A 25,768-nucleotide genomic window follows, 5' to 3' on the forward strand; every position below is an offset into this window, starting at 1 on the left:
TACTGAGGTATAATGGAAGGACCTGGACAGCTTATTGTTCAGGTCCTTAATTTGGTATTCATAAAGGATCCTAATTTCATGATTTAATGGTGACGGCCCGTTATCACGGGTGTGACAAAATGCTCCTCAAGGAAACAAAGTCTTGTTCAAGAAAACGGCAGCCGAGGCGTTGGATGAACTGCACGGGATTGTAGTGTGAGCACGATGGAGAATACTCGGCATAAAAGACGCGCGGTATTTGTAACCGGGCGTCTTTTTCTCATGCGGATTTGTCCGTAGTTTCCAGTAGTTAGATTGAACATCTCACTATCTTTCAGTAATGTATTCTTTATACAAAGCAATGAGAAGCAGAATGCCCCATCCTGGCTTCAGAGGTACCTACCGTACCTCAAAGTGCTGCAAGTCAAGCAGGTTCTCGAAATCGGCTGCGGAAGAGGAAGCGATACACGGGTTCTTGTGGAGCATGGCTATCATGTGACTGCCACCGACTTTTCAGAAACTGCCCTTTCCATAGTCAGGCAAAAGGTGCCGGAAGCAACCCTTGTCTTGCATGACACGCGGCAGCCTTTTCCTTTTGCGGACAGGTCTTTTGATGCGGTTATCGCCAGTCTGTCCTTGCACTACTTTGAAAAGGAATCGATGACCCGGATCGTCGCAGAAATCGGACGTATTCTGGGTCCCGGAGGTTTATTGCTTGTACGCCTGAACTCGGTAAATGATGCCGAAGCAGCGAAGCGGCATCCGATTGAACGTTATTATTACAGCCTGGACTCCTGCAGAGAACGGTTCGCGGATTGGAGTGAGAAGAGTCTGCAGGAAATTACCGAAGATTACTATGGAAAACCGAAAGTCATTATTGAAGGAATGTTCGAGCGCGTTCTATAAATTTAAGTTCAGTACGGAAGTTGACAGCGTGTCAGTCCAGGGGATTTTTCATTCAAAAAATAACACCTCAACTGGATCAGCTGCCAAAAGAATGTAAGTACTTAAGCGATCTTTTGATACCGAACCCGAAGTCCCGCTCAGGGTACTCCCAAATTGACCAGCTTGTTGTCTCGCCCTATGGATTATTTGTTATCGAGACCAAGAATTATAACGGTGAAATTAAGGGCGGGCGCAAAGATGAATATTGGACCGTCAGCAACCGATATAAAATGTATAACCCAATTAGGCAGAATTATGGGCACATCAAGGCGCTTGAATCTCATTTAGGCGAACATAAACCGGCAAAATATTTCTCTATGATTTCCTTCACCATGAGATGCAGATTCAGCATAGATCCGGAGCTTCGCAAGATCGGTTCGGACGAGCTTTCGATCAATATGCGGACCCCAAAGTCAGATCGGAGCATATTCAAAAAGCCAAAAATAACAGAGGTGGAGTATGAACAATCATCAACCGGAACGCGCCGGACTGGAGCGGCTGGAGTCGCAGGAACGGTTAAACGGAATGCCTCCGGAGAAGCTGCTGAGCGTTGCGGGCCTTGGGAATGATGACGATATACTGGATATTGGAGCGGGGGGAGGGTATTTTACATTCTCCGCTGCGGAGCGGACGAAGGGGCGCGTGTACGCGGTGGATTCCTCGCCCTATATGCTGGATGTGCTGCGCGGCCGCGCCAAGGAATCGGCAAAGACCAACGTCGAAGTGGCCGAAGGCACCGCGGAGCACCTTCCGCTGAAAGATGGCGTTGTCGATTTGGCTATCGCGTCGCTCCTGCTGCATATTCTGAGTGCTCCCCAGCTAGGGATAAAGGAAATGCTTCGGGTGCTGAGGCCCGGCGGTAGAGGTCTAATCGTGGAGTGGCTGCACCCCCGCCCAGACGGGAAGCCCGGTCACCGCATTCCTCTTGAGACGATGAGGCTTTATCTGGAGGCTTGCGGCGCACACATAGTCAGCGTGGATTTCTGGGCAGATACATTTTACTCCATTGTTTTCCGAACGCCTTTGCCCGCATCTTAAAGAAGGATACTTTATTCTTTGAACTTGGATTTTTGCAAAAGGATGTATAATTGTTCCAAGCAACCCACTGCCCAGCAAGCAGCAAGTCGGTCCTCGGGGCCAAGTCATATGTACGTGTATAGCAGAAAACGGAGTTGATGATGATGTCTTTTGAACATTTATCGGGTAAAAAAGTGAAATTTGATATTGTAAATAAAAATGGCGCCGTGTTAGTGCCTGCCGACTCCGTCCTCAATGAGGATACTCTCCGTTTGCTTCAGCAGCATGAGATCAACCCCTTCGATGTTCTCGTTCAAGCTGCAGAGGATCATACGCCGCCGGGTTCTCCTTCGAAGCTGATCCAAGAGGCCGCAAACTATTCCAAACATTTGTATGACCGGCTTCAATACGACCGCAAGGTGCCCCTGATCGAAATCAAGAACCAACTCATCCCCGTTGTACGCCAAATCTCCAGGCATCCCGATCTATTAGAGCTTTTCGAGTCCGTCAAAGCGAAGGATGAATACACTCATCAGCATAATATCGGCGTGGGAGTACTGTCCACACTAATCGGGCAGTGGCTGAATCTTGAGGAGTCGGAACTTGCGCTGCTGTCGCTGGCGGCCACCATTCATGATATCGGCAAGGTCCGGATCCCGCAAGAGGTTCTACTAAAGCCGGGAAAGCTGACGAAAGAAGAGTTTGATGAAATGAAGCGGCATACCATATACGGATACGAGATACTCAAAGGAACAGTCGGCTTAAGTCCGCGTGTCATGCTTGTCGCTTTGCAGCATCATGAACGGTTAGATGGAACAGGTTATCCCTTGCATCTAAAAAAAGGGGAAATTGATTTATGGAGCCAGATTGTTGCGGTTGCGGATGTGTTCCATGCGATTTCGTCCAAGCGGCCGTATCAGGATCCAATGCCTTTTTACAAAGTCGTAACTCTGATGCGTCAAGGCTCGTTTGGTGAGCTGAATCCGGAAATTGTCTCGCTTCTTCTGGATAAATTTATTAATGCGCTGCTCGGGAAAAAAGTTGTGCTGACGGACGGGTGTTTGGCTGAAGTGGTTCACATTAACTCTCTCGACGACCTGCATCCCCTGGTTAAGATTGAGGATTCCCTGCTTGATTTAAGCCGAAACAGAGATATTCATATCCAGCAAATCCTGAGCTAGGGAATCGGGAGTGTTGTGTAAAAGAGAAACGGCTGCCTTCATGGGATGAGGCGCAGCCGTTTCTTTTTGCATAAGGCGTTTATCCGGGGGGCGGTGCGCAAGGGGGACGTGTCAGAAGCAACACTTTTTTACGTATGGCTGGCGATGGCTTTCCTTCCTGCATCATGGTATAGTGGACACGAAAAAGCAAAGAGAATGGAGAACCTTCATGAATGAACACAAGCGTCCCTCCAAGGGAAACGCATCATATAGCGGACATCCGGGGGCCAAAGGCTCCGGGTATAAACGGCGCTCAGACCGGACACCGGCAGCAGCGAGCCGGGAGAATGCTGAAGAACTCCGCACCGGAGACCGGATCGTTGTCACAGTCAAGCGGCTCGGCATTAACGGTGAAGGCATAGGATATTACCGGCGCAAGGCCGTGTTTATTGATGGGGCGCTGCCGGAGGAAGTCGTTAAAGCTGAGGTGACGCAGCTTCAGCCGAAGTTCATCAAGGCCCGGCTGCTGGAGGTGGAGAAACGGTCTCCCGACCGAATCGAACCTCCCTGTCCGGTGTTCGGGATCTGCGGCGGCTGTCAGATTCAGCATATTTCCTACGAAGGCCAGCTGCGGGCTAAGACGGAGCTTGTGCGTGAGGCATTTTCCCGTTATGCCGGTCTGGAAGACGTGAAGATCAAGCCAATGCTCGGTATGGAGCATCCGTGGAATTACCGCAACAAGGCCCAGCTTCAACTGAAGCGAAAGGGAAATGAAGTTATCGCCGGTCTGTACGAGGCGGGAAGCCATGATATTGTCGACATCAGCGGCTGTCCGATTCAGCATCCGAAGGTCAACGACGCGGTGGAAAAAGTAAAATCGGTGCTGGAAGAGCTGCAAATTCCGCTGCATAAGGAGAACGGCGCCAAGGACGGCGTGCGGACGATCGTGGTCCGGTACGGCTTCCAGTCCGGCCACCTGCAGGTGACGCTTGTCGCCGTGAGCCCGAGGCTGCCCCGCCAGAACGACCTGGTCCGCCTTCTTCGCTTAACGCTGCCGGATGTGATTGGAATCGCCTTAAATGTCAATCCGAAGAAGACCCCGCTCATCTTCGGCGACCGGACGATTACCCTGTGGGGCGAAGACACGATGGAGGAGTCGCTGGGCGATTTGGAATTTTCGCTGTCGCCGCGCGCGTTCTTCCAGCTCAATCCGCAGCAGACGGTCAAGCTGTACGAATCGGTACGCGCGGCTGCCGGCCTGACCGGCAGGGAGACGGTGGTCGATGCCTACTGCGGCACCGGTACGATCGGGCTGTGGCTCTCGCCGTATGCCAAGGAAGTGCGCGGCATCGAAGCGATCCCGGAAGCGGTGGAGGATGCGAAGCAGAATGCGGCCCGCAACGGCCGCAGCAACGTCAGCTTCCATACCGGAGCAGCCGAGGAGCTGCTGCCGCGCTGGGCCAAGGCCGGCCTAACCCCGGACGTCATCGTCGCCGACCCGCCCCGGACCGGACTTGATCCTCGGTTCCTGGAAGCGGTGCTGCGAACCAAGCCGAACCGGTTCGTCTATGTCTCCTGCAATCCTTCGACCCTGGCGAAAGATTGCAAGGTACTGCTGGACGGCGGCTATGCCATCGAGTGGGTCCAGCCTGTGGATATGTTCCCGCAGACGAGTCGTGTGGAGGTTACAGTAACACTTGAAAGAAAAGATACAGCCCGATAGAATGTACCTTAGTTGGTGGCGTAAGGATTGGAAAGGTTATAGTGAATCTTAATCCTTTCGCCTTCAAACACTTCGATTTTGTGGATTAACCGTTGTAGGACTTGTTTCATTACTTGCTCGTCGTCGAAGTTCAAGCGTAATGAAACGTCCTACTTCTTTTTTGAATGCATGTAACTGTTGATCGAAATTCTGTTTTGATTCCAACGCCAATATTAGCTCTGCCTTTTTGTTTGCAAGGTCTTCTTGCTGTTGGGTAATACGTTCGTTCTGTTGCTTAAACTGCTCTGTTGTTATTACCTTGTCAACATGCAAGGTCAATAAGCTATCGAAGCGGGCGTTAGTCTCGTTAATTTGCTTTTCAAGCCGCTTCAATTCCTTCGTTACTGCAACTTGGGATTCCGCGACCTTGCCTTCGACGACACCGAATAGCGTTTCTGCCTTAACGGTATCCTTGGCTATGGCTTGCAAGTCTTCTCTTACGGCTTTAAGAAGCTTCTGCTGTTCGATAATGTGGGACGAACAAAAAGCGGACGTATGCTTTACGTAACCGCCGCAAACATAAGCCCCGTTACGCCTGTCGGGTTTAAAGTGCATCCCGCTTCCGCAATCAGAACACTTGACGATATACGAGAACAGGCTTTCTTTGCCGTTACTCTTGTGTTTGCCCCGCTTCTTCATGAGTTCTTGGACGGCTATAAAGTCTTCTTCTGCAATTAACGCAGGATGGGCGTCATCAGTAACAATTTGTTGGTCGGCTTCGATTTTACGTCTTACTTTGTAAAGTTCGGACTCCGCTAACGTTCCCGTCGTTTCTTCCCTACGGAATACAAGTTTGCCAACGTACACAGGATTGTTAAGAATGCCTTTAATGGTGTTTTGTTGCCATCTTGTCCCCGCATTCGCAGCACCTGCCGTCGCTCTTGGCGTCGGAACGCCTTTCCGCATAAGGAAGTTGCATATTTTGAACATGCCCCAACCTCTATGATGGTAAAGTCGGAAGATCTCGCGTACCACAGGCGCGGCGACTTCATCTACCTCGTATTTATTCGTCACTGGATTTACCATATAGCCGAAAGGTGGAACGGATACCCTTCGACTGCCTTCCCTTGCGCTTGCCTGTAAACCCAGCTTGATACGTTCCGACAATTTGGCGTTCTCGTCTTCCGCAAGAATAGCCTTCAAGTTGAACATTAACCTACTCTTGCTTGTGTCGGTGTCGTAACTGTCTTCGGGCAGGATTAGGCGTACCGGGATACGTTCCAATTGGTCGGCAAGTTGCATACTGTTTAGCGTATTCCGTCCTAGACGCGAGACCGACTTTGCAATTACAACGTCAAACTTTTTGCGCTTTGCATCCGCTAACAGGCGTTGAATTTCTGAACGATTCTTAAAGCCAGAACCGCTTATTCCGTTGTCAATGTACCGTTCAACAACTGTAAAACCGTATTCCTTAGCGATATGTTCAGCTAAGGCTATTTGGTTTTGAAGGCTGTTTTTCTGTTCTTCTCTCTTAGTGCTTATTCGTGCGTATATTGCGCATTTCATTGTTTTGCCGCTCCTTCTGATTTGGAAGGAATGGCATTTGCCCTTTCTTCATCGTAATTAGTTGAAAGAATGCTGTCAATTTGATTCCGAAGTAATGCGGCTAACACATCTTCAAGTTTATCGGTTCCGTTAAACGTTCTCTCGATGATTTTCATAATACACAACCCCTTGTCGTGTTTGGTTGCGTGTCTATGTCGCGGCGATCATTTGTAATGTGACGTCCGGTATGCGCAATTAATTTTGACTTTACCCGTCACACGACACATTCTCCCGGCGACATAGTGAGATGCGCAAAGCAATAGCGCAACGAAATTTTACATTCGCGGAGGATGATTAGAATGAACGAGACAAACGAACAGCACCATGAACAGGAAATTTTCTTCAAGGTCGGCGTATTGGCGATTCGCAAGAACGGATTGTTGAAAAGAATAGACGCGGACGGCTTTACGACGCTTGCGGCTATCGCTTCCTTTATGAACGAAGACGGCGTATGCTATCCGACGCAAGAAACGCTTGCCGACATTATGGGCGTTACGCGACAAGCCGCTAATGCGCGGGTCGGTCGCTTGCTAAAGATACTTCTTGACGATGGGACGCCAATTATCGAACGATCATGGAAGTATACCGGGACGAATAAGCGGGCGGTGTATCGTGTCAATTTTGCCTGCGGTATACGTATGGGACGCAGTGTAATGTCCGCGACGTTTGACAGCGATAGTCAATTTGAATTGCGTACCCCTGCAAGCAAAGGCGACTTTACCCTATGCAACGGAAGCGGACAGGAAGAAGAACTAAAAGATCTTAAAGAAGAACCAATTCAAGAAGAACCAGTTATTCCGATTAAATATAGTGACGATATGTTCGAGGATGAATGGAATAAGTTCATAAATAGATTCCAGAAATAAAAGTATCGGACTAAGCAATCCGACATAGAACGTCGTCTTGTTTAGTCCGAGCGCAAGCGCAACAGTTTTAACAATCATAACGATATTTGAAAAGAAGGCAATGACATATATACATTACGTTAGATCTTAAGTGATATTTGCATAAATATAAAAATAGCTGTGACAAGTGTCTTAAATGTCCGGCTTTTAAAAATATACAATGTAGCTCACTTTTGACGGAAATTAACGATGAAACCCGCTCCCCACTTGGGTTTGACGGTATGTCGTATTTTCGCAAAATGGGCATCTTTTTTATGTCCATGCGACATTCTGAAATATTCGCAAAAAGTATACCTTTTGCGGCATTCAATAAGCGCCCCTTTTCCGTGTCGCAAAACGTTGATTTCGTTACTTTTGATATGTCGCAAAACTAAATTGACATTTTGCGATATTTTACCCATACTGGAATTACCGATATCCAGCTAGGGGGAACCGAAATGAATAAAACATTCGCATATATTCGGGTTAGTTCCAAAGACCAGAACGAAGCCCGTCAACTTGAAGCAATGGAAGCGCTTGGAATCAATGAACGGGACGTATACATAGACAAACAATCCGGGAAGGACTTCAACCGTCCGAAGTATCAAGCGTTAAAGGCGACGCTACGCCAGGGCGATACGCTGTATATCAAGGAACTTGATCGTCTCGGGCGTAATGCAGATGAAATCAAAAGCGAATGGCAGGAGATCACACAAGAGATCGGTGCATATATCGTCGTCATTGATATGCCCGTCTTGGATACGCGCCCGAGGGATAACGGTATGGGCGAAATGGAAAAGTTGATTTCGAATATCGTCTTGGAATTGCTTTCGTACATGGCGCAGAAGGAACGCGATTCTATACGCATTAGACAAGCCGAAGGAATCGCGGCAGCTAAGAAGGAAGGTAAGCGGTTCGGACGACCGCGCCAAGGTATTACCGAAAACTTCATTAAGGCTTACGAACAATGGAAGGTTCAAGGCGAAATTTCCGCCGTTCGCGCTATGGAATGGGCGGGCATGACGAAAGATACTTTCTATCGACGCGTGAAGGAATACGAAGCACAGATCAACGTATACACGCAGGAAGGCAGCGATAACGTATGATTAACTTCGTTGAGGGGAAACGTATCCCGCCGTATTGAATCGCAAGAATACCGCCTTCTATGTCGTCGAGATCGACGCCCGGATTAGCGAAGCCTTAATTGTATGGACGGATGGAAATACAGAAGAATGGGCGTATTTAAGCGATTTGAAACGATGGATTGACGTCGAATAATCGGCGTCTTTTTCGGTTTGAATATTAATATTCAAAGACAATCAAGAAGGGCTGCATGTGGAAGAGGGAACTGGTGTAAGAAAATTACAGGACTCTATCGACAAAAAGATTCTACTACAGTAGAATGTTAATATGTGATTCTACAGCAGTAGAATATATATGGACGAGGTGTTTTCATTTGGTTATGAAGTTATTCGATAGCGAGCTTAATATTATGGAAATCTTGTGGAAAGAAGGCGATACCCCAGCAAAGAGAATTGCAGAAATTGCAAAAGAAAAAGTAGGTTGGAGTAAAACGACAACGTATACCATCATCAAGAGATGCCTTGATAAAGGGGCGATCGAGCGGCAGGAACCTAATTTCGTTTGCCATGCGCTTGTTACACGAGAGCAAGCGCAAGAACACGAAACAACAGAATTAATAAATAAAATGTATGATGGCGCCCCCGATAGACTGATTGCGTCATTATTGGGGCAGAAACGGCTATCGACGGAAGAAATTAACCGCTTAAAACGTCTAATCGATAGTTTGGAATGAGGTGGGGGAATGTCGTTACTTCAAATAAGTATCTCGACTTCTGTCTTTATTCTTGCAGTTATTTTCTTACGTTCCTTGCTTATTCACAAGCTGCCCAAAATGACCTTTATGTTTCTTTGGGGTGTTGCACTAATTCAATTGCTTGTACCTGTTTCAGTTCAATCGCAATTTAGCATTTTTACGGCAGTGGAACATTTAAGCAGAATGTTTACAGTGGCAAAATTGATTCCCACGCCAGAAAGTTCAACATTTATTAATGGAACTACGGTAATCATGCCACCAATTACAGAACATGCGACCGCGCCGATTATGCCATTGAAGACGGCTTCACAAATATCGCCTATTGTATGGGTGTGGTTAGTTGGTTTTACGTTGTGTGCTTTATTTTTTATCATTCCGCATTTAAGGTATCGCAAAATCTACAAAATGGCTGTGCCTATTAGAAACGATTTTATAAGAAAATGGCAGCATTCAAATTTGTTATGGCGAGATGTTCAAATCAGGCAACTAGATAATATTTCAACTCCGCTTACATACGGTATTTTTCGGCCTGTTGTACTCTTGCCGAAAAATTTAGACTATGACGAAGAGAAACAGCTTGCGCTTATCCTGACCCACGAATTTACGCACATCAAGCGATTCGACACACTAAAGAAATGGATTCTTGCCACTAGCGTATGCGTCCATTGGTTCAACCCTTTTGTATGGGTTATGTATATCCTTGCCAACCGTGATATCGAGCTATTCTGTGATGAAACAGTCATACGAAAATTTGGGGAAAACACGAAACCTACTTATGCTAGGGCACTTATACGTTTGGAAGAAAAGAAAATCGGCTTGTCGCCGATGATTAGTAGCTTTTCCAAAAACTCAACCGAAGAAAGGATTATATCGATCATGAAAACCAAGAATATCACTATCGCCACGATGCTGCTCGCTATTGGGCTTGTAGCCAGTGTCGTTATCATCTTCGCGACTTCTGCATTGGACAAAACGGAATCTGCTACGGGTGTCGACAATCCTAATTCCGAGCCTATAGCCGAAATTGTGCCCGCATTATATCAAGGTGCCACCACTACAGATTTAATGCCGCACGATTTAACATTCAACAAGAAATATGATGTACCGAAGTTGATAGACAGCCTTATGGCTTCAAAGTATCGAGCAGTTTATATGGACAACGAAATATATCTTCGTGTCATGAAGGATAACACAATACAGATAAGCAAAGATAATGGCGCGGTTTGGAAAAAATATGATACAGATGAAATCGATGCAAAAGATTTTGCAAAATGGCTGCTGATAAATGATCCGATTCCGGGCTATTCAATGAAAGAAGTTCAGAGTCGCTTGGCAAACGGGGCAGAAGTAAAACATTTAGTGTTTGAAAATGTAAAGGAGATGTATTTCATAATCGACAGGAACGGCGTACAGATTGAACTTGTACAGCCTGAAAAAATATCTTCTGTTCTGATCGACGGTCAAAGAATGATGATTACTTCCGCTATATCAGCCCAGATGCTGAAATCATTTTATGACTTGTTAGTGTCGAACAATATACTTTCGGAAACTCATGCAAAACAAGATTATTCGGAAAGAATTAAGTATCTTGAAAAAAATCTCCCTAACTTTATCGTGACGAAATAAAGGGGGGTTACCGTTTTTTGAAGAATTATTCGGCGTCGGTCTAAATGATCGGCGTCTATTCGTTTTTGAAACTGAAATTAAAAGTAATCGCGAAGGGGTACACCGGGGGAATTGGTGTATGTCGGCGCCACAAAAGGCGTACTTAATTCACGCGCAATTTTTCGAAATGTCGTGTTCCATATTGTGACATGCCCGGCTATACTTAACTTATTGTTTTTTCGATCGGAAGCGAAAGGACGATGTTCCCCGCCGAACCGTCTTCTTCTTTCGTTGTCAGTAGCCCACATTCGCCGCATATGACGTTGTACGTCACCGGGAATACTATTACCGAATAAAGAAAAAACGCCCGATAGGGGCGTATATAAAGACAAGGGCAAATGCCATTCCAGTTCTATTTTAATGTCTGTACTCCCTGTCAACTCAACACATGTGGAGTGCTGCTCACTGTTGGTTAGGAAATACTAATAGTTGAGATGTATTGGCGGATATAGTAAAGAGGGGTGTTGAACCCCTCTTTTTTATTGTTATTCTACTATGTTGATTTTGAACAAAAATGACCGCCATTTATATTAGCGGTCACGTGATTATTACCCTAACATCCCTTTATTTTAATATAAATTAACGGCTACAAGTCTGAAGGTAAACCATAACGATACATCGTAATACAATCTGTATTTTGAAGTAATACGGCGGTTGTTTTTGTATTTGGCGTCTTATAAATTACAGGATAATCCTTCTCTTCATATACTTCACGTATAGGAAAAGCCAATTTCTCTTCTTCTAGTGAGAACTGAGCATCCACACCTATTTTATTTCCACGTGCATCTAAGCGAATCCATTTTCCAATTGACCTAAGATAAACGCCATTTAACGCATGGATAACGTAACCTGTATCAGGAGTATCTCCTAAAGTTAGACGTTGGTAACAGAAACCAGTTGGTATTCCTTGGCACCTCAATAAAGCACACAAAAGGTTTGATTTTGCATAACAAATTCCTTCTTGGAAGAAAAGGGCTTCAGATGCTCTACACGTAATGCGTGAACTTTGGATATCCCAAGAATGAGATATGTTATCACGAACAAATTCAAAAGCGGATTTAACAAATTCAATTTCATTTAACGATTGGCTATATAATTCCGCTGATATATCTTTTATCGAAAAATGACCATAATCAACTTCTTCAGTTTCTTCTAAATAATCATCTAGGTTACTGGATTCACATGTAAGTTCCATTCTTTTCCTCCCTCAAACGTTTATTTGCATTGCAATTTCATCACATGACTTGATTTTTGAACAATTAATACAATCCTTCCATATTTTTTGTGGCAATTTGTCTTTATCTACAATAAAAAATCCACATTTATGAAAGAAAGCATCTTGATAAGTTAATGATATTAATCTTTTTATTTCCAGTTTTCTTGTTTCTTCAATAATTTTATTTACTAATAACTTGCCAATTCCTCGGAGTGCTAGATTAGGGTTTACAACCAATGAACGTATTTCTGCTAAGTCAAAATCTAATATATGTAAACTGGTCACTCCGATTTTAGTATTTTCAACTGCCACATAGAAGCATTGTAAGTGTTCGTAAATAGATGCACGAGTACGATGTAATAGCTGTCCCTGAAACTGCGGACTGTTCTATTAATTGATATATCGCCTCTGAATCACTCATTACTGCCTTTCTTATCAGTATGTATAAACCCCCTCTGCTAAAATGGAAACTATTTGAAACGACATTAATAATTATGCAACAGAACGGATATTTATTCAATACAAATTTTTGGTTTATAGTACGGTCATAAGTGTCATAAATCTAGGATTTCTTGCCCTCTTCAAGGCGCTTATCTTACATCTATCGAATATACGATTTCTGAGACTGAATATAAGGAAGCAACGGAGAGTGGCAATGCAGAACTGTATAGCCTACAAGACCAGTTAAAAGGCTTCCAGTCTCTACAAGATAATAATAGTACAGGGGAAAGTATCGTTCGATTAAAGAAAGAACTCAAGCAGTTTATGAAGTTGGACGAAATGACTCCTGAAATGGTACATCGTTTTGTCGATAAGATTGAAGTTCAAGCGGATGGCTCGGTAAACATTCACTATAAGTTTACTACCACCGCTCTTCTTACGGCTTAAATTACAGTGACCGATACTCTAGTCATGTTGAATCGGTAGCTCTGTTAGCGAGGGATTGATACAGGATAGCCCCCTTTTGCATCAAGGGTTTTGGCGATGATACAGCTTGCGGAAAATTATAGACACAGTGGGTGAAAATGCCCTCTGGAGCAGCAGCGCAAGGCCGAACTGGCCGATATTCAGAAGCAGCTCGCAGATCTGGAGGCGAAGCTCGCCGCTTTGGAGAAATAGCATATGCATCACCGCAGCCTCGCTGATTCACCGGCGAGGCTGTTTATATTTTCGCGGCCTGTCAAAAATGAAAGAGTGCTGATTATTAAGAGATTACTGGAGTGAGCCATAATGGAACTGAAAACTGCTGATTTTATTGAAGCCCTTCGTCGGACATCCGGCAGGGGCTTCGTGAGGAAATCCTGGCGGAAATTCGGCTGGAGATCGAGAGAGCGCTCTACAGCAACATCCTTGATACGGTCGAGGCATGCCGTTTTCTCAAAATCTCCAAAGCGACGCTCCGGCGGATGGTCCGAGACAAGGAGGTACCCTTTTTCAAGCAACGGGGAAACCTGTATTTTCGACAAAAATGACTTGAGCGCTGGATAGCTCGGAAAGAAGCTGCGGCTTCAGAACAGCGGAAAAAGCGTTGATCTTTCGATCTGCAGAATGAACGGGGGAATGCTGGGATGGCCAGCATATTAACGACGAGTCGAGAACTGCACACACCTGTGGGAATAATCGCACCATATCGAAGCCGAAAGGGTGCAGAAATGAGCTCAAAAATGTATACAGCAAAAAGGAGCGCTCTTCAAACAACTCAACCCAAAAGGAGATAAGCAATGAAACGTTATTATACAGCCAAAGAGGTTCAGGACATGCTGGGGATCGGCTGCCAGCGCATCGCCCAGTCTCTGGTTCGGTCCATGAACGCCGAACTGGCCGCAAAGGGTTATTGGGTGGAGCGTGGAAGGTTCCGGTATCCTTCTTTCATGAGAAGTATCCGTTCGTACCTCGCAATTTGGATAGGAGAGAGAACGATGGTTAAACTTCATTAGCTGAATGGCAGCGCCATTTACAAAGATAGCGTAGCGCAGCGGCTCTTGCCGGACGTGACTTTGGCGTCTTAGAAGGGCGCAGTTGCGCTATAGTCAGAATAAAACCAACTCAATCTAAAAATGCAAACTCTTGCACCAGTTAACCGAGTAGTAAACCGGGTTGACCGCGTTAACTGGAGAGTTAACAATTGCTACTCTCTGTGGTATACTCAATTCAGAAACAGCGTACAATGCAAAGAGAGCCGTGCGGGAACACGACTCTCCGAGCAATAGCCGCTTTTAAGGGCGGTTCGGCTGTAGACAATCGGAGTAGCAGAATAGACCGCTTCCTTAGCCTGGGGCGGTCTATTTCCGTTTATTGGTGAGTATCAACGCAACCAGTGTCGCGAATGAAATCATCAGCGTCAAAGCTTGGTATACTTCCACGGAGCATCACCTCCCTTACCGAGAGGTTAGCCGAGACCGCCCATATAAGCCTTTCTATTGCTCCTGCGATTATATCATGAGAAGGATATTTAAGGAATATAGTCGTATAAGTATAATGCACGACCGTTGGTGCGAATTTGGTGCAAAAAATCGCCATAACGATTAGCGCGCAATCCTCAACACGAACACTCCAAAAGGCATTATTCTACGCGGTTTATTGGCGCTATAACAGAAGGCCCAATAATGGGGCAGTTACCCGCGGACGAGTCATGTGGAGTGCTCAGTGTTACTAAAATGGCGGGGGCAGGATTAAACTATGCCCCCAGCTGTGCTCCTGGATTAATGTTTAAGGTAGATTAAATTAAAGATTTGTTTTTCAAAGGCATGGATGCTATCCATGTCTTTCTCTTTGCCTATAAGGAATTGAATCTCTAATTTTCTACTTCGCGGATAAGCTCATTTTAAGTTGACACTCGTCCTTGGTCAGATCCTGCAATAATATACTATAGGCCATTTAAATTTAAGATGTATAGTTACGTGAGAGTATCTCGAAAGGAGTTTTCTCATGAATATTACATCTTTTTTATTATACTGTATTATCATTACTATAACGCCAGGGCCTACTAATATCGTCATATTATCCACAGTGCATAATTTTGGGACAAAAAAGGCAATGGAATATACGTATGGAGCAACTATTGCTTTTGGTTTATTGCTTGTTATTTCTGCTATGTTAAATACTATGCTTATAACGGTAATACCTAAAATTTTAATTATTATGCAGATCATCGGAAGCTTTTATATGTTCCATCTCGCTTATCAAATCTACAAAATGGATACATCAAAACCAACTGTAAACCAAACGGGTACCTTTATGTCAGGCTTCCTTATGCAGTTTTTAAATCCAAAGGTCGTACTATTTACAATGACTGTAATCCCCAGCTTTATTCTGCCCTACTATACCGCAATGCCTGCGGTGACAATAAGTGTTATAGCTATAACTCTTATTGGATTTTTAGCCTTTATTACATGGATTCTTTTCGGTACAATCTTCAAGGCGTTTTTACAAAAGCATACAAAGACTGTTAATGTAATGATGGCTTTATTTTTAGCTTATGCTGCAGTAATGATATGGATTTAGGTAAGCTACTTAAGAGGTGAATGAAGTGGACAAATTTATCTATAAAAAATCGGCAGGTATTACTGCGTTGTCAGCAAGTATTACTGATTTTACGTATAAAAAGCACTCTCACAAGGAGTATGCAATAGGTGTAACATTGCGTGGTATTCAAGAGTATAACTTGGATGGTAGTTTACAATTATCCTATCAAAATGGTGTTATGCTTTTTAATCCGGAACAGGCACATGACGGAATGGCGCATGATGAGGCAGGCCTTGATTATGTAATGCTATATATTGAGCCGCAATTGCTTTTGGAGGTTATTGAGAAAAAGGATATCGTACGTTTTTCAACCCCCATTGTGTATAATTGTGGACTTGAACAAAGAATATTAAGTCTTTCTAATGCCATATTAAGCGAAAAAGATGAGGCTTTGTGCAGTGAGTTACTCTTATCCCTCACAGATAGCCTTATTCAAACGAATCTATCTACAGAATATAAGAAGGATAACGCTCTAATTAGAAAAGCAAAGGATATGCTTCATTCCAACTTGGAAACTGTACTTAAACTTGATGAGATATGTAAAGAGCTTGATTTATCGAAATTTCAGTTTATCCGGTTATTCAAGGCTCATACTGGAATTTCACCATACCAATACTTTCTTAACTGCAAGATCGAACGTGCAAAGCAGTTAATAGAACAAAACGGAGATATTTATTCAGCAGTAGCTGATTGTGGTTTTGTCGATTTAACCCACTTAAATAAACACTTTAAAGGTGTATATGGAACAACAGCATTTGAATATATGTCACATTAAAATTGATAAATTAATCAGGAATTTAAGTGAGGTCCAATGAAACAGACTACGAAAGTCCTTCTGGCCAGTCTTATTGGCAGTACGATTGAGTGGTATGACTTTTTCCTGTATGGGACTGTCGCACCGTTAGTATTTAGTAAGATATTTTTTCCGAATTTAAGTCCTCTTGTTGCTTTGTTGGTCTCGTATGCTTCCTTTGGAATTCCTTTCTTTTTCAGACCGCTTGGAGGAATTGTATTCAGCCATATTGGAGATCGGATTGGAAGGAAAAAAACACTCATCATAACCCTGTCCATTATGGGGATATCAACGGTCGTTATGGGTCTGCTGCCAACCTATCAATCCATAGGCACTCTCGCTCCTATTCTATTAGTTCTCCTTCGTTTACTTCAAGGGATCGGTCTTGGCGGAGAATGGGGAGGGTCCATGCTTCTGGCGGTAGAGTACTCAAGCCCTGGGAAAAAGGGTTTCTTTGGCAGTGTGCCAATGGCAGGGGTTTATATCGGGATGCTGATGGGAACCGTCTCACTTTCTCTGCTGAGTACGCTCCCGCAAACACAGTTTATTGCATGGGGATGGAGGATTCCTTTTATTTTAAGTGCTTTACTTGTTGCCGTAGGCTTATGGATTCGAAGTGGAATAGACGAAACACCTGAATTTGAAAAAACCAAGAAAACAGGAGATCTATCCAAATTTCCGCTTGGTGAGACGCTTCGGCTGCATTGGCGTGAAGTCCTAATCACATTAGGAGTTAAATTTATTGAAGCAACGCCATTCTACCTTTTTGCTACCTTTAGTATTTCCTATGCCACAAAATATTTAGGCTATAATCAAACAACCGTTCTGAATGCGGTTTCTGTAGCCACGCTTGTCATCACTCTTGCCATCCCTGTGATGGGTTTTTTGTCGGATAAAATAGGTCGGAAACGTTTCTACATTATTGGTGCCGTTTGTGTGATGTTGTACGCATTCCCTTATTTTTACTTGATGTCATTGAAGACGACAACAGCACTTTATGCAGCAACAATTCTAGGGCTATTAGCCTCATCCCCGCTAACGGCCACGATCGGGACGCTATTCTCTGAAATCTTTACGACTCGGGTTCGCTACACAGGGATTTCGATTGGTTACCAATTAGGCGCTGCCATCGCTGGGGGAACGGCTCCTTTTATCGCAACAGCTTTACTTGCCGCCTTTCATTCCTGGGTACCTGTTGCCCTATATCTTGTGGGAATGGGAGTGATCTCCTTGATCTCTTTATCTTTTGCCAGAATTGTTGGTGATAATGAAGAAATCCAAGGATAGGGCAGGATATTCTATTCGCAAAAGAACCTTCAAATCCACCCATTAAGTGGAGATGAAGGTTCTTTTTATGCGTGAGGTTGATCAAATCCATTAAATTTTCTAAGCATCGTAATGAACGCTTCAAGCTGATCATTGTTCCAATTGGAAATTCGCTCATAAAATGCGTTCTCTTTCTCCTTAAGGGCATGAATGGTCATTTGTTGTCCAAACTCAGTGAGAGACAGAAGGACCCCTCGTCCATCATCGGGCGAATTTTCTCTATTCACATAACCCAAAAGCTCAAGCTGTTTAACAAGGCGGCTAACCGAACTGCGGTCCATGGCTGTGGATTCCGCGAGAGCGGCAGCGCTTGTTGGTCCGTAGGAATAGAGCCAACGAATAATATGGAAGGCCGCAGGCTGTATGGAGGGATCGAATCGTGCTGCAGCCCTAACATTTAACGCATGGGAGGCGCTGATAAGCGCATTAAGCTGTTCGCCAAGCTGGAGTTCTAATTGCTCTCTTATCACATTTTTGCCTCGGTCATGATCTTGATCATATTCCACTGTTCGGCCCACATCCTCTATCGAAAGAATAAGTCCATGTAAGTAGTTGACATATATCCATTAAATCAATATAGTTGATATATGTCAATCAAATGTTGAGCATAGCCTTTTTTCTAAAGCTTAGGAATTATTGCACAAAAAAGTATACCACACAGAGGAGACTTATTATGACTAAACCCATCGTTGTCATCACTGGAGCAACAAGCGGGCTGGGGCGAATTGTCGCCATGGATTTGGCGAAACGCGGCGCTCACCTTGTCATGACGGCCAGAAGCAAGGAGCGGGCTGAGGCAACCAGACAATTGATCAAAGACAGCTCACCTTCAACAAAAGTAGATTTCTTCTACGGGGACTTGTCCCTGATGAAGGATGTGAAACGAATCGGCAAGGAAATTTCAACTGCTTTTCCCAAAATCGATGTACTTGTGAACAATGCGGGGCTCCATGCCTTTGAACAGCGGATCACCTCTGAGGGATTTCCTGAAATGATTGCGGTGAATTACTTGGCCCCGTGGTTATTGTCGCAAGTGCTGGAACCATCCTTAAGAAACGCGGGAACGGCCAGAATTGTAAATGTGGCTTCAGAAGCTGCACGCAACCACGGGACTTTAAAGCTGCCCGATGATTTAACCGATACCACTCCATTTACAGCCAGAGGCTCATCTGCCATCTACGGAAAAACCAAGCTCTTCAATATTATGTTCACAGCTGAACTGGGCCGCCGGTTAACCGGAACCGGAATCAGTGTAAATGCATTGAACCCCGGGTTCAATGTTACAGGACTTGGACGTGAGCTTTGGTTCGCGCCCATACTTGAACGTATCCTAAAATTACTCCATATTGGCGATCCGCGTAAAGGAGCTGAAATCATCACCCGGCTGGTTGTGGACCCGAAATACCAGAAGGTGACAGGAGGATATTTTAATGTTGGTACCGGGGATTCCATTCAACCTGTTAACCCAGGTGGGGATATCGAAATGCAGAACAAGCTATGGAGGGCAACCGCAGATCTTTTGGAACAAAAAGGAGTGCTGAATTAATGAACAAGATTAATAAAGGACCTCTGTTGTTCATCATGATATTGGGCGCTTTCATAGCCGTTCTGAATCAGACGATTATGAGTGTGGCTATTCCAGAATTAATAACAGATTTTAACATCGCAGCCACAACGGCTCAATGGCTGACAACAGGATACATGCTGGTAAATGGAGTATTTATTCCTATCACAGCCTATCTTATGCAGCGTTTTACGACCCGGGAATTATTCCTTTCAGCTATGCTTGCGTTTCTTGCCGGATCTGTTGTATCAGGAGTAGCTCCTGGCTTTGAACTGCTGCTCATCGGGCGTCTTATGCAGGCCGCGGGAGCAGGCATTATTATGCCGCTCCTGATGAATGTTGTGCTTGCCATCTATCCTTCGGAGAAGCGTGGAGGTGCAATGGGGCTTATTGGAGTAGCCATTATCTTTGCCCCTGCAATCGGTCCAGCCTATGCCGGGTATATGCTGGACCACTACGTCTGGCGCTCGCTGTTCTATGTCATTATTCCGTTTGCGGCGCTGGTTATCCTTCTGGCCCTTTTTTTCTTGAAAAATGTAACCGAGCGAACCTATCCCAAGCTGGATATTGCCGGCATGATATTGTCTACTGTGGGATTCGGCAGTTTATTATACGGATTCAGCAGAGCAGGCGCAATCGGCTGGACAACCGTCGAAGTTATTGTAACCTTGCTCGTTGGCGTGGTCTCGCTGGTTCTGTTTTCAATAACCCAGCTTAAGAGCAGAACACCCTTGCTGGAATTGAAAGCATTCAAATACAACATGTTTACGCTGACCACCCTTATTAATGTTGTTGTGACGGTGGTCATGTATGCGGATATGATGCTGCTTCCGATCTATTTGCAGAATATGAGGCACTACACGGCATTCGATGCCGGAATTTTGATGCTGCCGGGCGCCTTGCTTATGGGCCTACTTATGCCCGTTGCGGGCAGACTGTTCGACAGGTTTGGAGCAAAATGGCTATCGGTCATCGGCATCACCATTACGATTATTACAACCATCGGCTTTATTTCGTTAACGGATTCCACAAGTTATACTTATCTTCTGCTTATGTCCACCGGCAGACGAATCGGAATGGCGATGTTCATGATGCCGATTACAACCGCGGGGCTCAACCAACTGCCGGCTGCGCTCAATGCTCACGGCACAGCCATTTCCAATACGGTCAAGCAAGTGTCGGGTGCCATCGGCACAGCACTTCTGGTTACGATCCTGACCAACCGTGCACAGTTTCATGCGGTTAGGATAGCTGCCGAAGGAGTGATTAGCGATCAGTCGCAATTGCTGCAGAAGGCCTCTATAGCGGGGATGAACGATGCTTATTTAGCCGTCATTATCTTTGGAGTGATCGGGCTGGCGATGTCCTTCTTCATCAAGAAAACGAAGCAGGCTGAAGTCGCGCTGCACGACGATTTGATATAGCTTGGAACCAGTAAGAAGGTCTAAATTGCAAAAATATGCGGAAATAAAGCGAATTTACCAACAGATCATGTATGGGATCGCGGAGAGTTGTTTCCGCATACCCTCAATTAAACTTCCATTATTTATATGTTGACTCTGCTTACCCGACACATGTGGAGTATCTAATATTGATGGTATGCAATGATTGAGATGTGACAGTATCGCTGAATATTATGTTGTTGAAGTTTGAGGCGACTTAGCTCAGCTGGGAGAGCGCATCGCTGGCAGCGATGAGATCAGGTGTTCGATCCCCCTAGGGTCCACCAACATCATATGGACTCTTAGCTCAGTTGGTAGAGCAGTTGACTCTTAATCAATTGGTCCAGGGTTCGAGTCCCTGTGAGTCCATCACAGAAAAAACGGCAGAGATGCCGTTTTTTTGCTGTATGCGGGATCTGCAAGATCAGGCAGGGGGCAAGGTAACTAAAGGTCTAGACCAAAGTTATGCTATCGCTGTTTAGCTTTCGGTTCCCTATTGTCTCATCGTCCTACTGTCTCAATCTCCTACTGTCTCAATCTCCTACTGTCCCCATCACCCAATCTCCTACTTAAGACTACCACGGACCGCACAGCCCTTATTTTCTCTATTTGGCACATTTAACCGGGCTAACGGATCGTATCGCGCTTATTGCCTATCCACCAGGCATATTTCGGGCGAATATCAGCAAAATAGCTGCATCTGAGTCCACAAGCTTGACGGAAAAGTGCTTTTGGTGGAAATAAGAGCTCCTCGGTCCGTAGCGATTCACTCGGATCCTCCACCATTACGATGGCTACAAGAATTTAGTCCAACCCAATTCCCTAATGAGTCAGTCGCCCACCCACCGGTTACCTAGTTACACTCTCAATTGGTACGTACGATTGCGCTGCTGTCCGCCGCTTGCGACATCCAATACCTGCTGTTCGACCAACAGATGTAGAATTCGTCTGGCGTGTCTATCGGTTACTTTGAGATGATGCGCAAGTTCCAAGGGGGTGAACGCCCTGAGCAGACGCCTTGCGAAACGCAGAGTCTCCGCTTCCAGCCAAGTTAACGTGGAAGAAACATCCGTCGCGATGAATTTACCTATAAAAGACAGCACCAACTGCTGGCATTGCTTGGGCTCTTCGACAATCGAAGGATAAGCGATGGGGAGAAAGGTCCAACCATCCAGGGCTAGCAAGCAATGCCGGCGGCATAAATCCTTGAACCGTCTGACATCCAGATCTCTGGCATGCGGTCCATAGCCTTGAATCTCAATCCCGCCTTTCACACCTCCAGGCATATAAGCCAAATCCAGATAGCGGTAGCCGTTATTGAAATCGCGTACTTCCCATTCGGGAAACAGATGATCCAAATTCCCGATTGCCGGGAACCATACCGTGCGGAGGAACTCAACCGTTCCGTGGCCTAACCCTTTGCCAAGTAACTCCTTTCGCCTGTGGTTGCTCTCATTCTCCAGATTGCTTTTTAACCATTCCCCGTATTGCTGCTCAAATCGCTGCATCGCTATGCTCCCCCTTAACTCATAAATCGAGTGTTAATTTATTTCCACAAAAAAGCCGCTTCAATACAATGCCCTCCTGAAATCAATTCAGATGGATATTGCATGTAAGCGGCGTGTGCTTCACAACCTATTTTCCTATTATATCGCGTACTATAATTTGAATTCAATTCATCATTCAGATCTAAGCTCAATGATAATTGTTTAGGACAGAAAGGAGTTTGACTTGATTGAAGTTTATCGAAGAAGGGCTGAAAATGCATAGATGTGGAGTATCATGGAGGATTTTCTTAAATGATATGTATTTACTGTTTATGGCGGACGTTGCTGCTGGGGGCTAAAGCCGCCACCTTCCATTTTTCCAATAATAAGTACTCCACAAATGTGGAGCCTGATAGACCTCAAATCTGTGACTCATTCAACCACGATTGAATATATTTAACAAACTTTTTCGCTGCTGGGGACATGCTTTTAAAGGATGGAGCAGCAATGCCAATGGAGCGATAATGATCACCTTCCAGGCCAAGAATGCGAATATTATTTGGGACTCGGTATAAAACCATTTCAGGAAGGATACTTATGCCCATTCCATTTTGAACCATTGAGATAATCGCTTGGTCATCTTCCAACTCGAATTTAATGGTAGGGGTCACATTGTTTTCTTTTAATACTCGTCTTACATCGTTATCGCAGCTTTTCTTTGGCATGATAAACATCTCTTCTTTGATTTGTTCAAAACGGACCTCATTAAGTAGAGCAAAAGGGTGTTTTTCAGGAACAATCAGCAGCATTCTATCTTTTTTCAATGGAATAACTTCAAATGACTTCAATGAGGGCAAAGATAGAAAACCAAAATCAACGGCACCACTTGATATCCAATGTTCAATATCATCATAACTCCCTTCAAGGAGTTTAATTTCTATGGAAGGGTGGCGTTCGGCAAAGTAACTCATGATTCGAGGCAGCCATTGTATGGACACGCTTGAAAAGGTGCCGATACGCACCGTTCCGGCTTCCAACCCATTGATACATGCAATTTGTTGCTTCAACTGTTCGTTCCATTTTAAAATCTCACGGATGTATTGCAGGACAAGTTCCCCGTTACTCGTCAAATGGACTCCGGCACGTCCCCTGCTCAGTATAGAAAATCCCCATTCCGATTCAAGGCTGGCAATTGCATGACTCACAGCAGATTGGGTTAAACCAAGTTCTGCCGCAGCCTGGGAGAGGCTACCTAATTCTACAACCGTATGAAATACCTCAAACTTGGCAAGTGACATTTTCACCACTCCATTGCATAATCTTTTTTCAACTGAGACATTAAAAACATTCATTTTCTTTATATAAAACTTACACGTATACTTCGAAGTAAGCAATCGCGTGCTGAAAGGGAGTAATGGAGTAATTATGAACACTGGGCTAAAAGCTAATTTTATGTTATTGATCGTCACCATTTTTTGGGGCTCGTCCTATTTATTCATGAAAATGGGGCTTGTTGCTGTACAGGAATTTAACCTGATTGCCTTACGTTTCGGAATGGCTTTTATTTTATCCGGGACTGTATTTCATAGGCGTCTTATTCATGTCGATTTTAAAACCATTAAATATGCATTTTGGTTGGGCACCATTTTATTTTCAGTCTTTGCCTCTATTACGTTTGGAGTAAAATTTACATCCGCTTCCAATGCTGGATTTTTGGTTAGTTTAACGGTCGTATTTGTCCCGCTGCTGCTTGCTGCCTTTTTTAGAAAGATGCCCGAAAATAGAGTTATACTCGGAGTATTATTAGCCTTGACAGGCATAGGCTTCTTAACTTTGAAAAATCAATTCATCATCAATTCCGGGGACTTTTTGTGCATCTTGGGCGCGTTGATTTATGCAATCTACATCATCGTTACAGGTAAACTAACAAAGGATGTGGATTCCATTACCCTTGGAGTTCTGCAGCTTGGGTTCGCTGGAGCATGGGGACTGCTATTCTCCGCTTTCCTGGAACAACCGCAGCTTCCAAGTACAACGGAGGCTTGGGTTTCGGTTCTGGAATTAAGTATATTTTGCAGTGCAATTGGCTTCGTTGTGCAAACGGCAGCCCAAAAATATACGACTCCAACCCATACAGGTCTGCTGTTTTCATTGGAGCCCGTTTTTGCGGTATTATTTGCGTTTGCTTTTGCAGATGAAAGACTGACAATAAAAGGATATGTAGGAGCTGGACTCGTTTTGTTGAGTGTGCTAACTACCCAGATCGATTTGAAAAAAGTATTAAAGAAACAAGGATTCCGTAAATCCAATGTCGAGTCTGAACTAACCCATTAGCAGGCTAAAGGAGATGGACATAATGAATGTACTCATTGTCTACGCCCATCCGGAACCGGGGTCATTCAACGGAGCAATGAAGGATCTTGCCGTTGCTACTCTGATAGATGAAGGTCATCAGGTTAAGGTGTCCGACTTGTATGCTATGAATTTCAAGGCTGTTGCGGATCGCGATGATTTTCTCCTGGACTCCCGCACGTGATGAAGATGCCCGAATCCGATACTTGGAAGATTACAAAAAGCGTCTTCAAAATCTTTCAGAAATACCTTCTATCCCCTATCATCCTTCTTCTCATTATGACGAACATCATCGATTGAAAATGGAGTACAGGTAGCTGTATCCGGTTAAAGATTTAGAATTTGGCCTAGGTATTGTAAGAAAAAAGACCGTCCTCTCCATGCCAGGCATGAGAGTGGACGGTCTGTGTCTTTTGGAGGTTCTTTTCAGAATAAAGGTTTAAATTGCTTGTAAGGTCGGCCGGATCGTAATCTCGTTAACTCCGCTATCTTCGGGTTCATTAATGGCGAATGCAATCGCTCTGGCGACACTGTACGGGGAAATAGCCATACCGCTGTTCTGATTCACCATATCCTGGTATTCGGAAGGCAGGCTGCCAATCGCCGTATCCGTCGCGGTCATTCCCGGGGAGATGTTTGTGGATCGAATATGGGATGCCGGGGATTCTTCTTGGCGCAGCCCTTCCGAGATCGCCCGGACTGCAAATTTTGTAGCGCTATATACCACTGTACTCGGAATGACCTTATGTCCCATAAGCGAGGAAACGTTTATAATATGCCCGGATTGCTGTTCTCTCATAGTCGGCAATACTGCGGCGATGCCGTACAGAACGCCTTTGATGTTCACATCGATCATTTGATCCCATTCCTGGATTTTTAGTTCATTCAACGGGGAATTTGGCATAATTCCGGCATTATTTACAAGAACATCGATCCGGCCATACTGCTGCAATGCGAATTGAACCAGCTTTTGCATGTCTTCGGCTGAAGTCACATTGGTTTGCATATAGACCGCCTCGCCGCCTTCCTGTTTAATGTCGTTCACGATGTCCCGAAGACGGTCCTCTCTTCTTGCGGCCAATACGAGTTTTGCTCCGTTTTGGGCCAATAACTTAGCGGCCGCTTCTCCAATTCCGCTGGATGCTCCTGTAATAATAATCACCTTGGATTTCAAGTTTTCCATTCGTCATCGCCCCTTAAAGAAATTTAGACAGCTTTTGATGCAACTGCAATCATTAAACGTTTGTTGAATATTTAACGTCCGTTGAC

At 44.7% G+C, this 25,768-nt stretch carries 30 protein-coding genes and 2 tRNA genes; 22 read left to right on the forward strand and 10 right to left on the reverse strand.

The window, feature by feature from the left end; genetic code table 11:
• Nucleotides 1-294 precede the first annotated feature (294 nt).
• The 5 genes from KP014_RS07230 (at nt 295) to rlmD (ending at nt 4,824) form a co-directional block, all read left to right on the forward strand.
• On the forward strand, nt 295-885 hold the full coding sequence (locus tag KP014_RS07230; RefSeq protein WP_090834395.1) for a class I SAM-dependent methyltransferase: 591 nt from the start codon (nt 295-297) through the stop codon (nt 883-885).
• A 20-nt stretch (nt 886-905) separates the two neighbouring features.
• A complete protein-coding gene (locus KP014_RS07235) occupies nt 906-1,493 on the forward strand; it encodes a nuclease-related domain-containing protein (protein WP_281426454.1) in 588 nt (195 codons plus the stop codon).
• Nucleotides 1,384-1,962 (forward strand): class I SAM-dependent methyltransferase, encoded by a 579-nt coding sequence (locus KP014_RS07240; protein WP_036597836.1) that lies wholly within the window; start codon nt 1,384-1,386, stop codon nt 1,960-1,962. The genes KP014_RS07235 and KP014_RS07240 overlap by 110 nt, the downstream gene beginning before the upstream one ends.
• Before the next feature lie 137 nt (nt 1,963-2,099).
• Nucleotides 2,100-3,122, forward strand: coding sequence for an HD-GYP domain-containing protein (locus KP014_RS07245; protein ID WP_246590657.1), 1,023 nt, complete (start codon nt 2,100-2,102; stop codon nt 3,120-3,122).
• A gap of 208 nt (nt 3,123-3,330) precedes the next feature.
• Nucleotides 3,331-4,824 carry a 23S rRNA (uracil(1939)-C(5))-methyltransferase RlmD gene (gene rlmD, locus KP014_RS07250; RefSeq protein ID WP_090834393.1) on the forward strand — a complete coding sequence of 498 codons (1,494 nt, stop codon included), beginning with the start codon at nt 3,331-3,333 and terminating at the stop codon, nt 4,822-4,824.
• Between the two features lie 63 nt (nt 4,825-4,887).
• Here the strand turns inward: rlmD and KP014_RS07255 are convergent, their stop codons facing one another.
• Both KP014_RS07255 and KP014_RS07260 read right to left on the reverse strand, forming a co-directional pair.
• The gene (locus KP014_RS07255) at nt 4,888-6,369 is read right to left on the reverse strand and encodes a recombinase family protein (RefSeq protein WP_246590658.1); all 1,482 of its coding nucleotides are present in this window, start codon (nt 6,367-6,369) and stop codon (nt 4,888-4,890) included.
• Nucleotides 6,366-6,524, reverse strand: a complete 159-nt coding sequence (locus KP014_RS07260; protein ID WP_175491891.1) for a hypothetical protein — start codon at nt 6,522-6,524, stop codon at nt 6,366-6,368. The genes KP014_RS07255 and KP014_RS07260 overlap by 4 nt, the downstream gene beginning before the upstream one ends.
• A gap of 183 nt (nt 6,525-6,707) precedes the next feature.
• On the opposite strand from KP014_RS07260, the gene KP014_RS07265 reads away from it, so the two are divergent.
• The 5 genes from KP014_RS07265 (at nt 6,708) to KP014_RS07285 (ending at nt 10,755) form a co-directional block, all read left to right on the forward strand.
• On the forward strand, nt 6,708-7,274 hold the full coding sequence (locus KP014_RS07265) for a helix-turn-helix domain-containing protein (RefSeq protein ID WP_051499451.1): 567 nt from the start codon (nt 6,708-6,710) through the stop codon (nt 7,272-7,274).
• Nucleotides 7,275-7,750: 476 nt separating this feature from the next.
• Entirely contained in the window at nt 7,751-8,398 is a 648-nt protein-coding gene (locus tag KP014_RS07270) for a recombinase family protein (protein WP_036589778.1), read from the forward strand.
• A 34-nt stretch (nt 8,399-8,432) separates the two neighbouring features.
• A complete protein-coding gene (locus KP014_RS07275) occupies nt 8,433-8,570 on the forward strand; it encodes a hypothetical protein (protein ID WP_175491890.1) in 138 nt (45 codons plus the stop codon).
• A gap of 184 nt (nt 8,571-8,754) precedes the next feature.
• A complete protein-coding gene (locus KP014_RS07280; RefSeq protein WP_235949979.1) occupies nt 8,755-9,108 on the forward strand; it encodes a BlaI/MecI/CopY family transcriptional regulator in 354 nt (117 codons plus the stop codon).
• Nucleotides 9,109-9,117: 9 nt separating this feature from the next.
• On the forward strand, nt 9,118-10,755 hold the full coding sequence (locus KP014_RS07285; RefSeq protein WP_051499449.1) for a M56 family metallopeptidase: 1,638 nt from the start codon (nt 9,118-9,120) through the stop codon (nt 10,753-10,755).
• A 625-nt stretch (nt 10,756-11,380) separates the two neighbouring features.
• Here KP014_RS07285 and KP014_RS07290 read toward each other — a convergent pair.
• Together KP014_RS07290 and KP014_RS07295 are read right to left on the reverse strand one after the other, a co-directional pair.
• Nucleotides 11,381-11,989, reverse strand: coding sequence for a transglutaminase-like domain-containing protein (locus KP014_RS07290; protein ID WP_036589776.1), 609 nt, complete (start codon nt 11,987-11,989; stop codon nt 11,381-11,383).
• Nucleotides 11,990-12,001: 12 nt separating this feature from the next.
• Nucleotides 12,002-12,322, reverse strand: a complete 321-nt coding sequence (locus KP014_RS07295) for a GNAT family N-acetyltransferase (protein WP_343223062.1) — start codon at nt 12,320-12,322, stop codon at nt 12,002-12,004.
• Between the two features lie 453 nt (nt 12,323-12,775).
• Here KP014_RS07295 and KP014_RS29025 point away from each other — a divergent pair, with 453 nt between their 5' ends.
• Nucleotides 12,776-12,898, forward strand: a complete 123-nt coding sequence (locus tag KP014_RS29025; protein ID WP_246590659.1) for a DUF4368 domain-containing protein — start codon at nt 12,776-12,778, stop codon at nt 12,896-12,898.
• A gap of 81 nt (nt 12,899-12,979) precedes the next feature.
• On the opposite strand, the gene KP014_RS07305 is transcribed toward KP014_RS29025, so the two are convergent.
• Nucleotides 12,980-13,138, reverse strand: a complete 159-nt coding sequence (locus KP014_RS07305) for a hypothetical protein (protein ID WP_175491889.1) — start codon at nt 13,136-13,138, stop codon at nt 12,980-12,982.
• Between the two features lie 254 nt (nt 13,139-13,392).
• On the opposite strand from KP014_RS07305, the gene KP014_RS28665 reads away from it, so the two are divergent.
• Nucleotides 13,393-13,482: a hypothetical protein gene (locus KP014_RS28665; RefSeq protein WP_246590737.1), complete on the forward strand. Its 90-nt coding sequence runs from the start codon at nt 13,393-13,395 to the stop codon at nt 13,480-13,482.
• Between the two features lie 249 nt (nt 13,483-13,731).
• On the forward strand, nt 13,732-13,947 hold the full coding sequence (locus KP014_RS07315) for a hypothetical protein (RefSeq protein ID WP_246590660.1): 216 nt from the start codon (nt 13,732-13,734) through the stop codon (nt 13,945-13,947).
• Nucleotides 13,948-14,292: 345 nt separating this feature from the next.
• Here KP014_RS07315 and KP014_RS29340 read toward each other — a convergent pair whose 3' ends face one another.
• Nucleotides 14,293-14,373 (reverse strand): putative holin-like toxin, encoded by an 81-nt coding sequence (locus KP014_RS29340; protein WP_367888867.1) that lies wholly within the window; start codon nt 14,371-14,373, stop codon nt 14,293-14,295.
• Nucleotides 14,374-14,938: 565 nt separating this feature from the next.
• Between KP014_RS29340 and KP014_RS07320 the strand changes: the two genes are divergently transcribed.
• From KP014_RS07320 to KP014_RS07330, 3 genes are read left to right on the forward strand one after another with little or no spacing between them, the layout of a single operon-like run.
• Nucleotides 14,939-15,514 (forward strand): LysE family translocator, encoded by a 576-nt coding sequence (locus KP014_RS07320; protein ID WP_036589774.1) that lies wholly within the window; start codon nt 14,939-14,941, stop codon nt 15,512-15,514.
• 25 nt (nt 15,515-15,539) lie between these two features.
• Complete coding sequence (locus KP014_RS07325) at nt 15,540-16,310, forward strand: AraC family transcriptional regulator (protein WP_036589772.1); 771 nt, start codon at nt 15,540-15,542, stop codon at nt 16,308-16,310.
• Nucleotides 16,311-16,346: 36 nt separating this feature from the next.
• Nucleotides 16,347-17,615 carry an MFS transporter gene (locus KP014_RS07330; protein ID WP_036589770.1) on the forward strand — a complete coding sequence of 423 codons (1,269 nt, stop codon included), beginning with the start codon at nt 16,347-16,349 and terminating at the stop codon, nt 17,613-17,615.
• A gap of 65 nt (nt 17,616-17,680) precedes the next feature.
• On the opposite strand, the gene KP014_RS07335 is transcribed toward KP014_RS07330, so the two are convergent.
• The gene (locus tag KP014_RS07335; protein ID WP_051499447.1) at nt 17,681-18,160 is read right to left on the reverse strand and encodes a MarR family winged helix-turn-helix transcriptional regulator; all 480 of its coding nucleotides are present in this window, start codon (nt 18,158-18,160) and stop codon (nt 17,681-17,683) included.
• A gap of 167 nt (nt 18,161-18,327) precedes the next feature.
• Between KP014_RS07335 and KP014_RS07340 the strand changes: the two genes are divergently transcribed.
• The 4 genes from KP014_RS07340 to KP014_RS07355 all read left to right on the forward strand — a co-directional run bounded on the left by KP014_RS07340 (nt 18,328) and on the right by KP014_RS07355 (nt 21,029).
• Nucleotides 18,328-19,200 (forward strand): SDR family NAD(P)-dependent oxidoreductase, encoded by an 873-nt coding sequence (locus KP014_RS07340; protein ID WP_036589768.1) that lies wholly within the window; start codon nt 18,328-18,330, stop codon nt 19,198-19,200.
• Nucleotides 19,200-20,642, forward strand: coding sequence for a DHA2 family efflux MFS transporter permease subunit (locus KP014_RS07345; RefSeq protein WP_036589766.1), 1,443 nt, complete (start codon nt 19,200-19,202; stop codon nt 20,640-20,642). Before KP014_RS07340 ends, KP014_RS07345 begins: the two co-directional genes overlap by 1 nt.
• Nucleotides 20,643-20,877: 235 nt before the next feature.
• Nucleotides 20,878-20,947, forward strand: a tRNA-Ala gene (locus tag KP014_RS07350).
• 9 nt (nt 20,948-20,956) lie between these two features.
• Nucleotides 20,957-21,029 (forward strand) — tRNA-Lys (locus tag KP014_RS07355).
• Nucleotides 21,030-21,517: 488 nt separating this feature from the next.
• On the opposite strand, the gene KP014_RS07360 is transcribed toward KP014_RS07355, so the two are convergent.
• Both KP014_RS07360 and KP014_RS07365 read right to left on the reverse strand, forming a co-directional pair.
• Nucleotides 21,518-22,168, reverse strand: a complete 651-nt coding sequence (locus KP014_RS07360; RefSeq protein WP_036589764.1) for a hypothetical protein — start codon at nt 22,166-22,168, stop codon at nt 21,518-21,520.
• A gap of 398 nt (nt 22,169-22,566) precedes the next feature.
• A complete protein-coding gene (locus KP014_RS07365) occupies nt 22,567-23,445 on the reverse strand; it encodes a LysR family transcriptional regulator (protein WP_036589762.1) in 879 nt (292 codons plus the stop codon).
• A 127-nt stretch (nt 23,446-23,572) separates the two neighbouring features.
• Here KP014_RS07365 and KP014_RS07370 point away from each other — a divergent pair, with 127 nt between their 5' ends.
• Both KP014_RS07370 and KP014_RS07375 read left to right on the forward strand, forming a co-directional pair.
• Entirely contained in the window at nt 23,573-24,481 is a 909-nt protein-coding gene (locus tag KP014_RS07370; protein ID WP_036589760.1) for a DMT family transporter, read from the forward strand.
• A gap of 22 nt (nt 24,482-24,503) precedes the next feature.
• The gene (locus KP014_RS07375; protein WP_036589758.1) at nt 24,504-24,683 is read left to right on the forward strand and encodes an NAD(P)H-dependent oxidoreductase; all 180 of its coding nucleotides are present in this window, start codon (nt 24,504-24,506) and stop codon (nt 24,681-24,683) included.
• Nucleotides 24,684-24,938: 255 nt separating this feature from the next.
• Here KP014_RS07375 and KP014_RS07380 read toward each other — a convergent pair whose 3' ends face one another.
• Nucleotides 24,939-25,682, reverse strand: coding sequence for an SDR family oxidoreductase (locus KP014_RS07380; protein ID WP_036592807.1), 744 nt, complete (start codon nt 25,680-25,682; stop codon nt 24,939-24,941).
• Nucleotides 25,683-25,768: the final 86 nt, after the last annotated feature.

The organism is Paenibacillus sophorae, from assembly GCF_018966525.1.
Classification (GTDB): domain Bacteria; phylum Bacillota; class Bacilli; order Paenibacillales; family Paenibacillaceae; genus Paenibacillus_AQ; species Paenibacillus_AQ sophorae.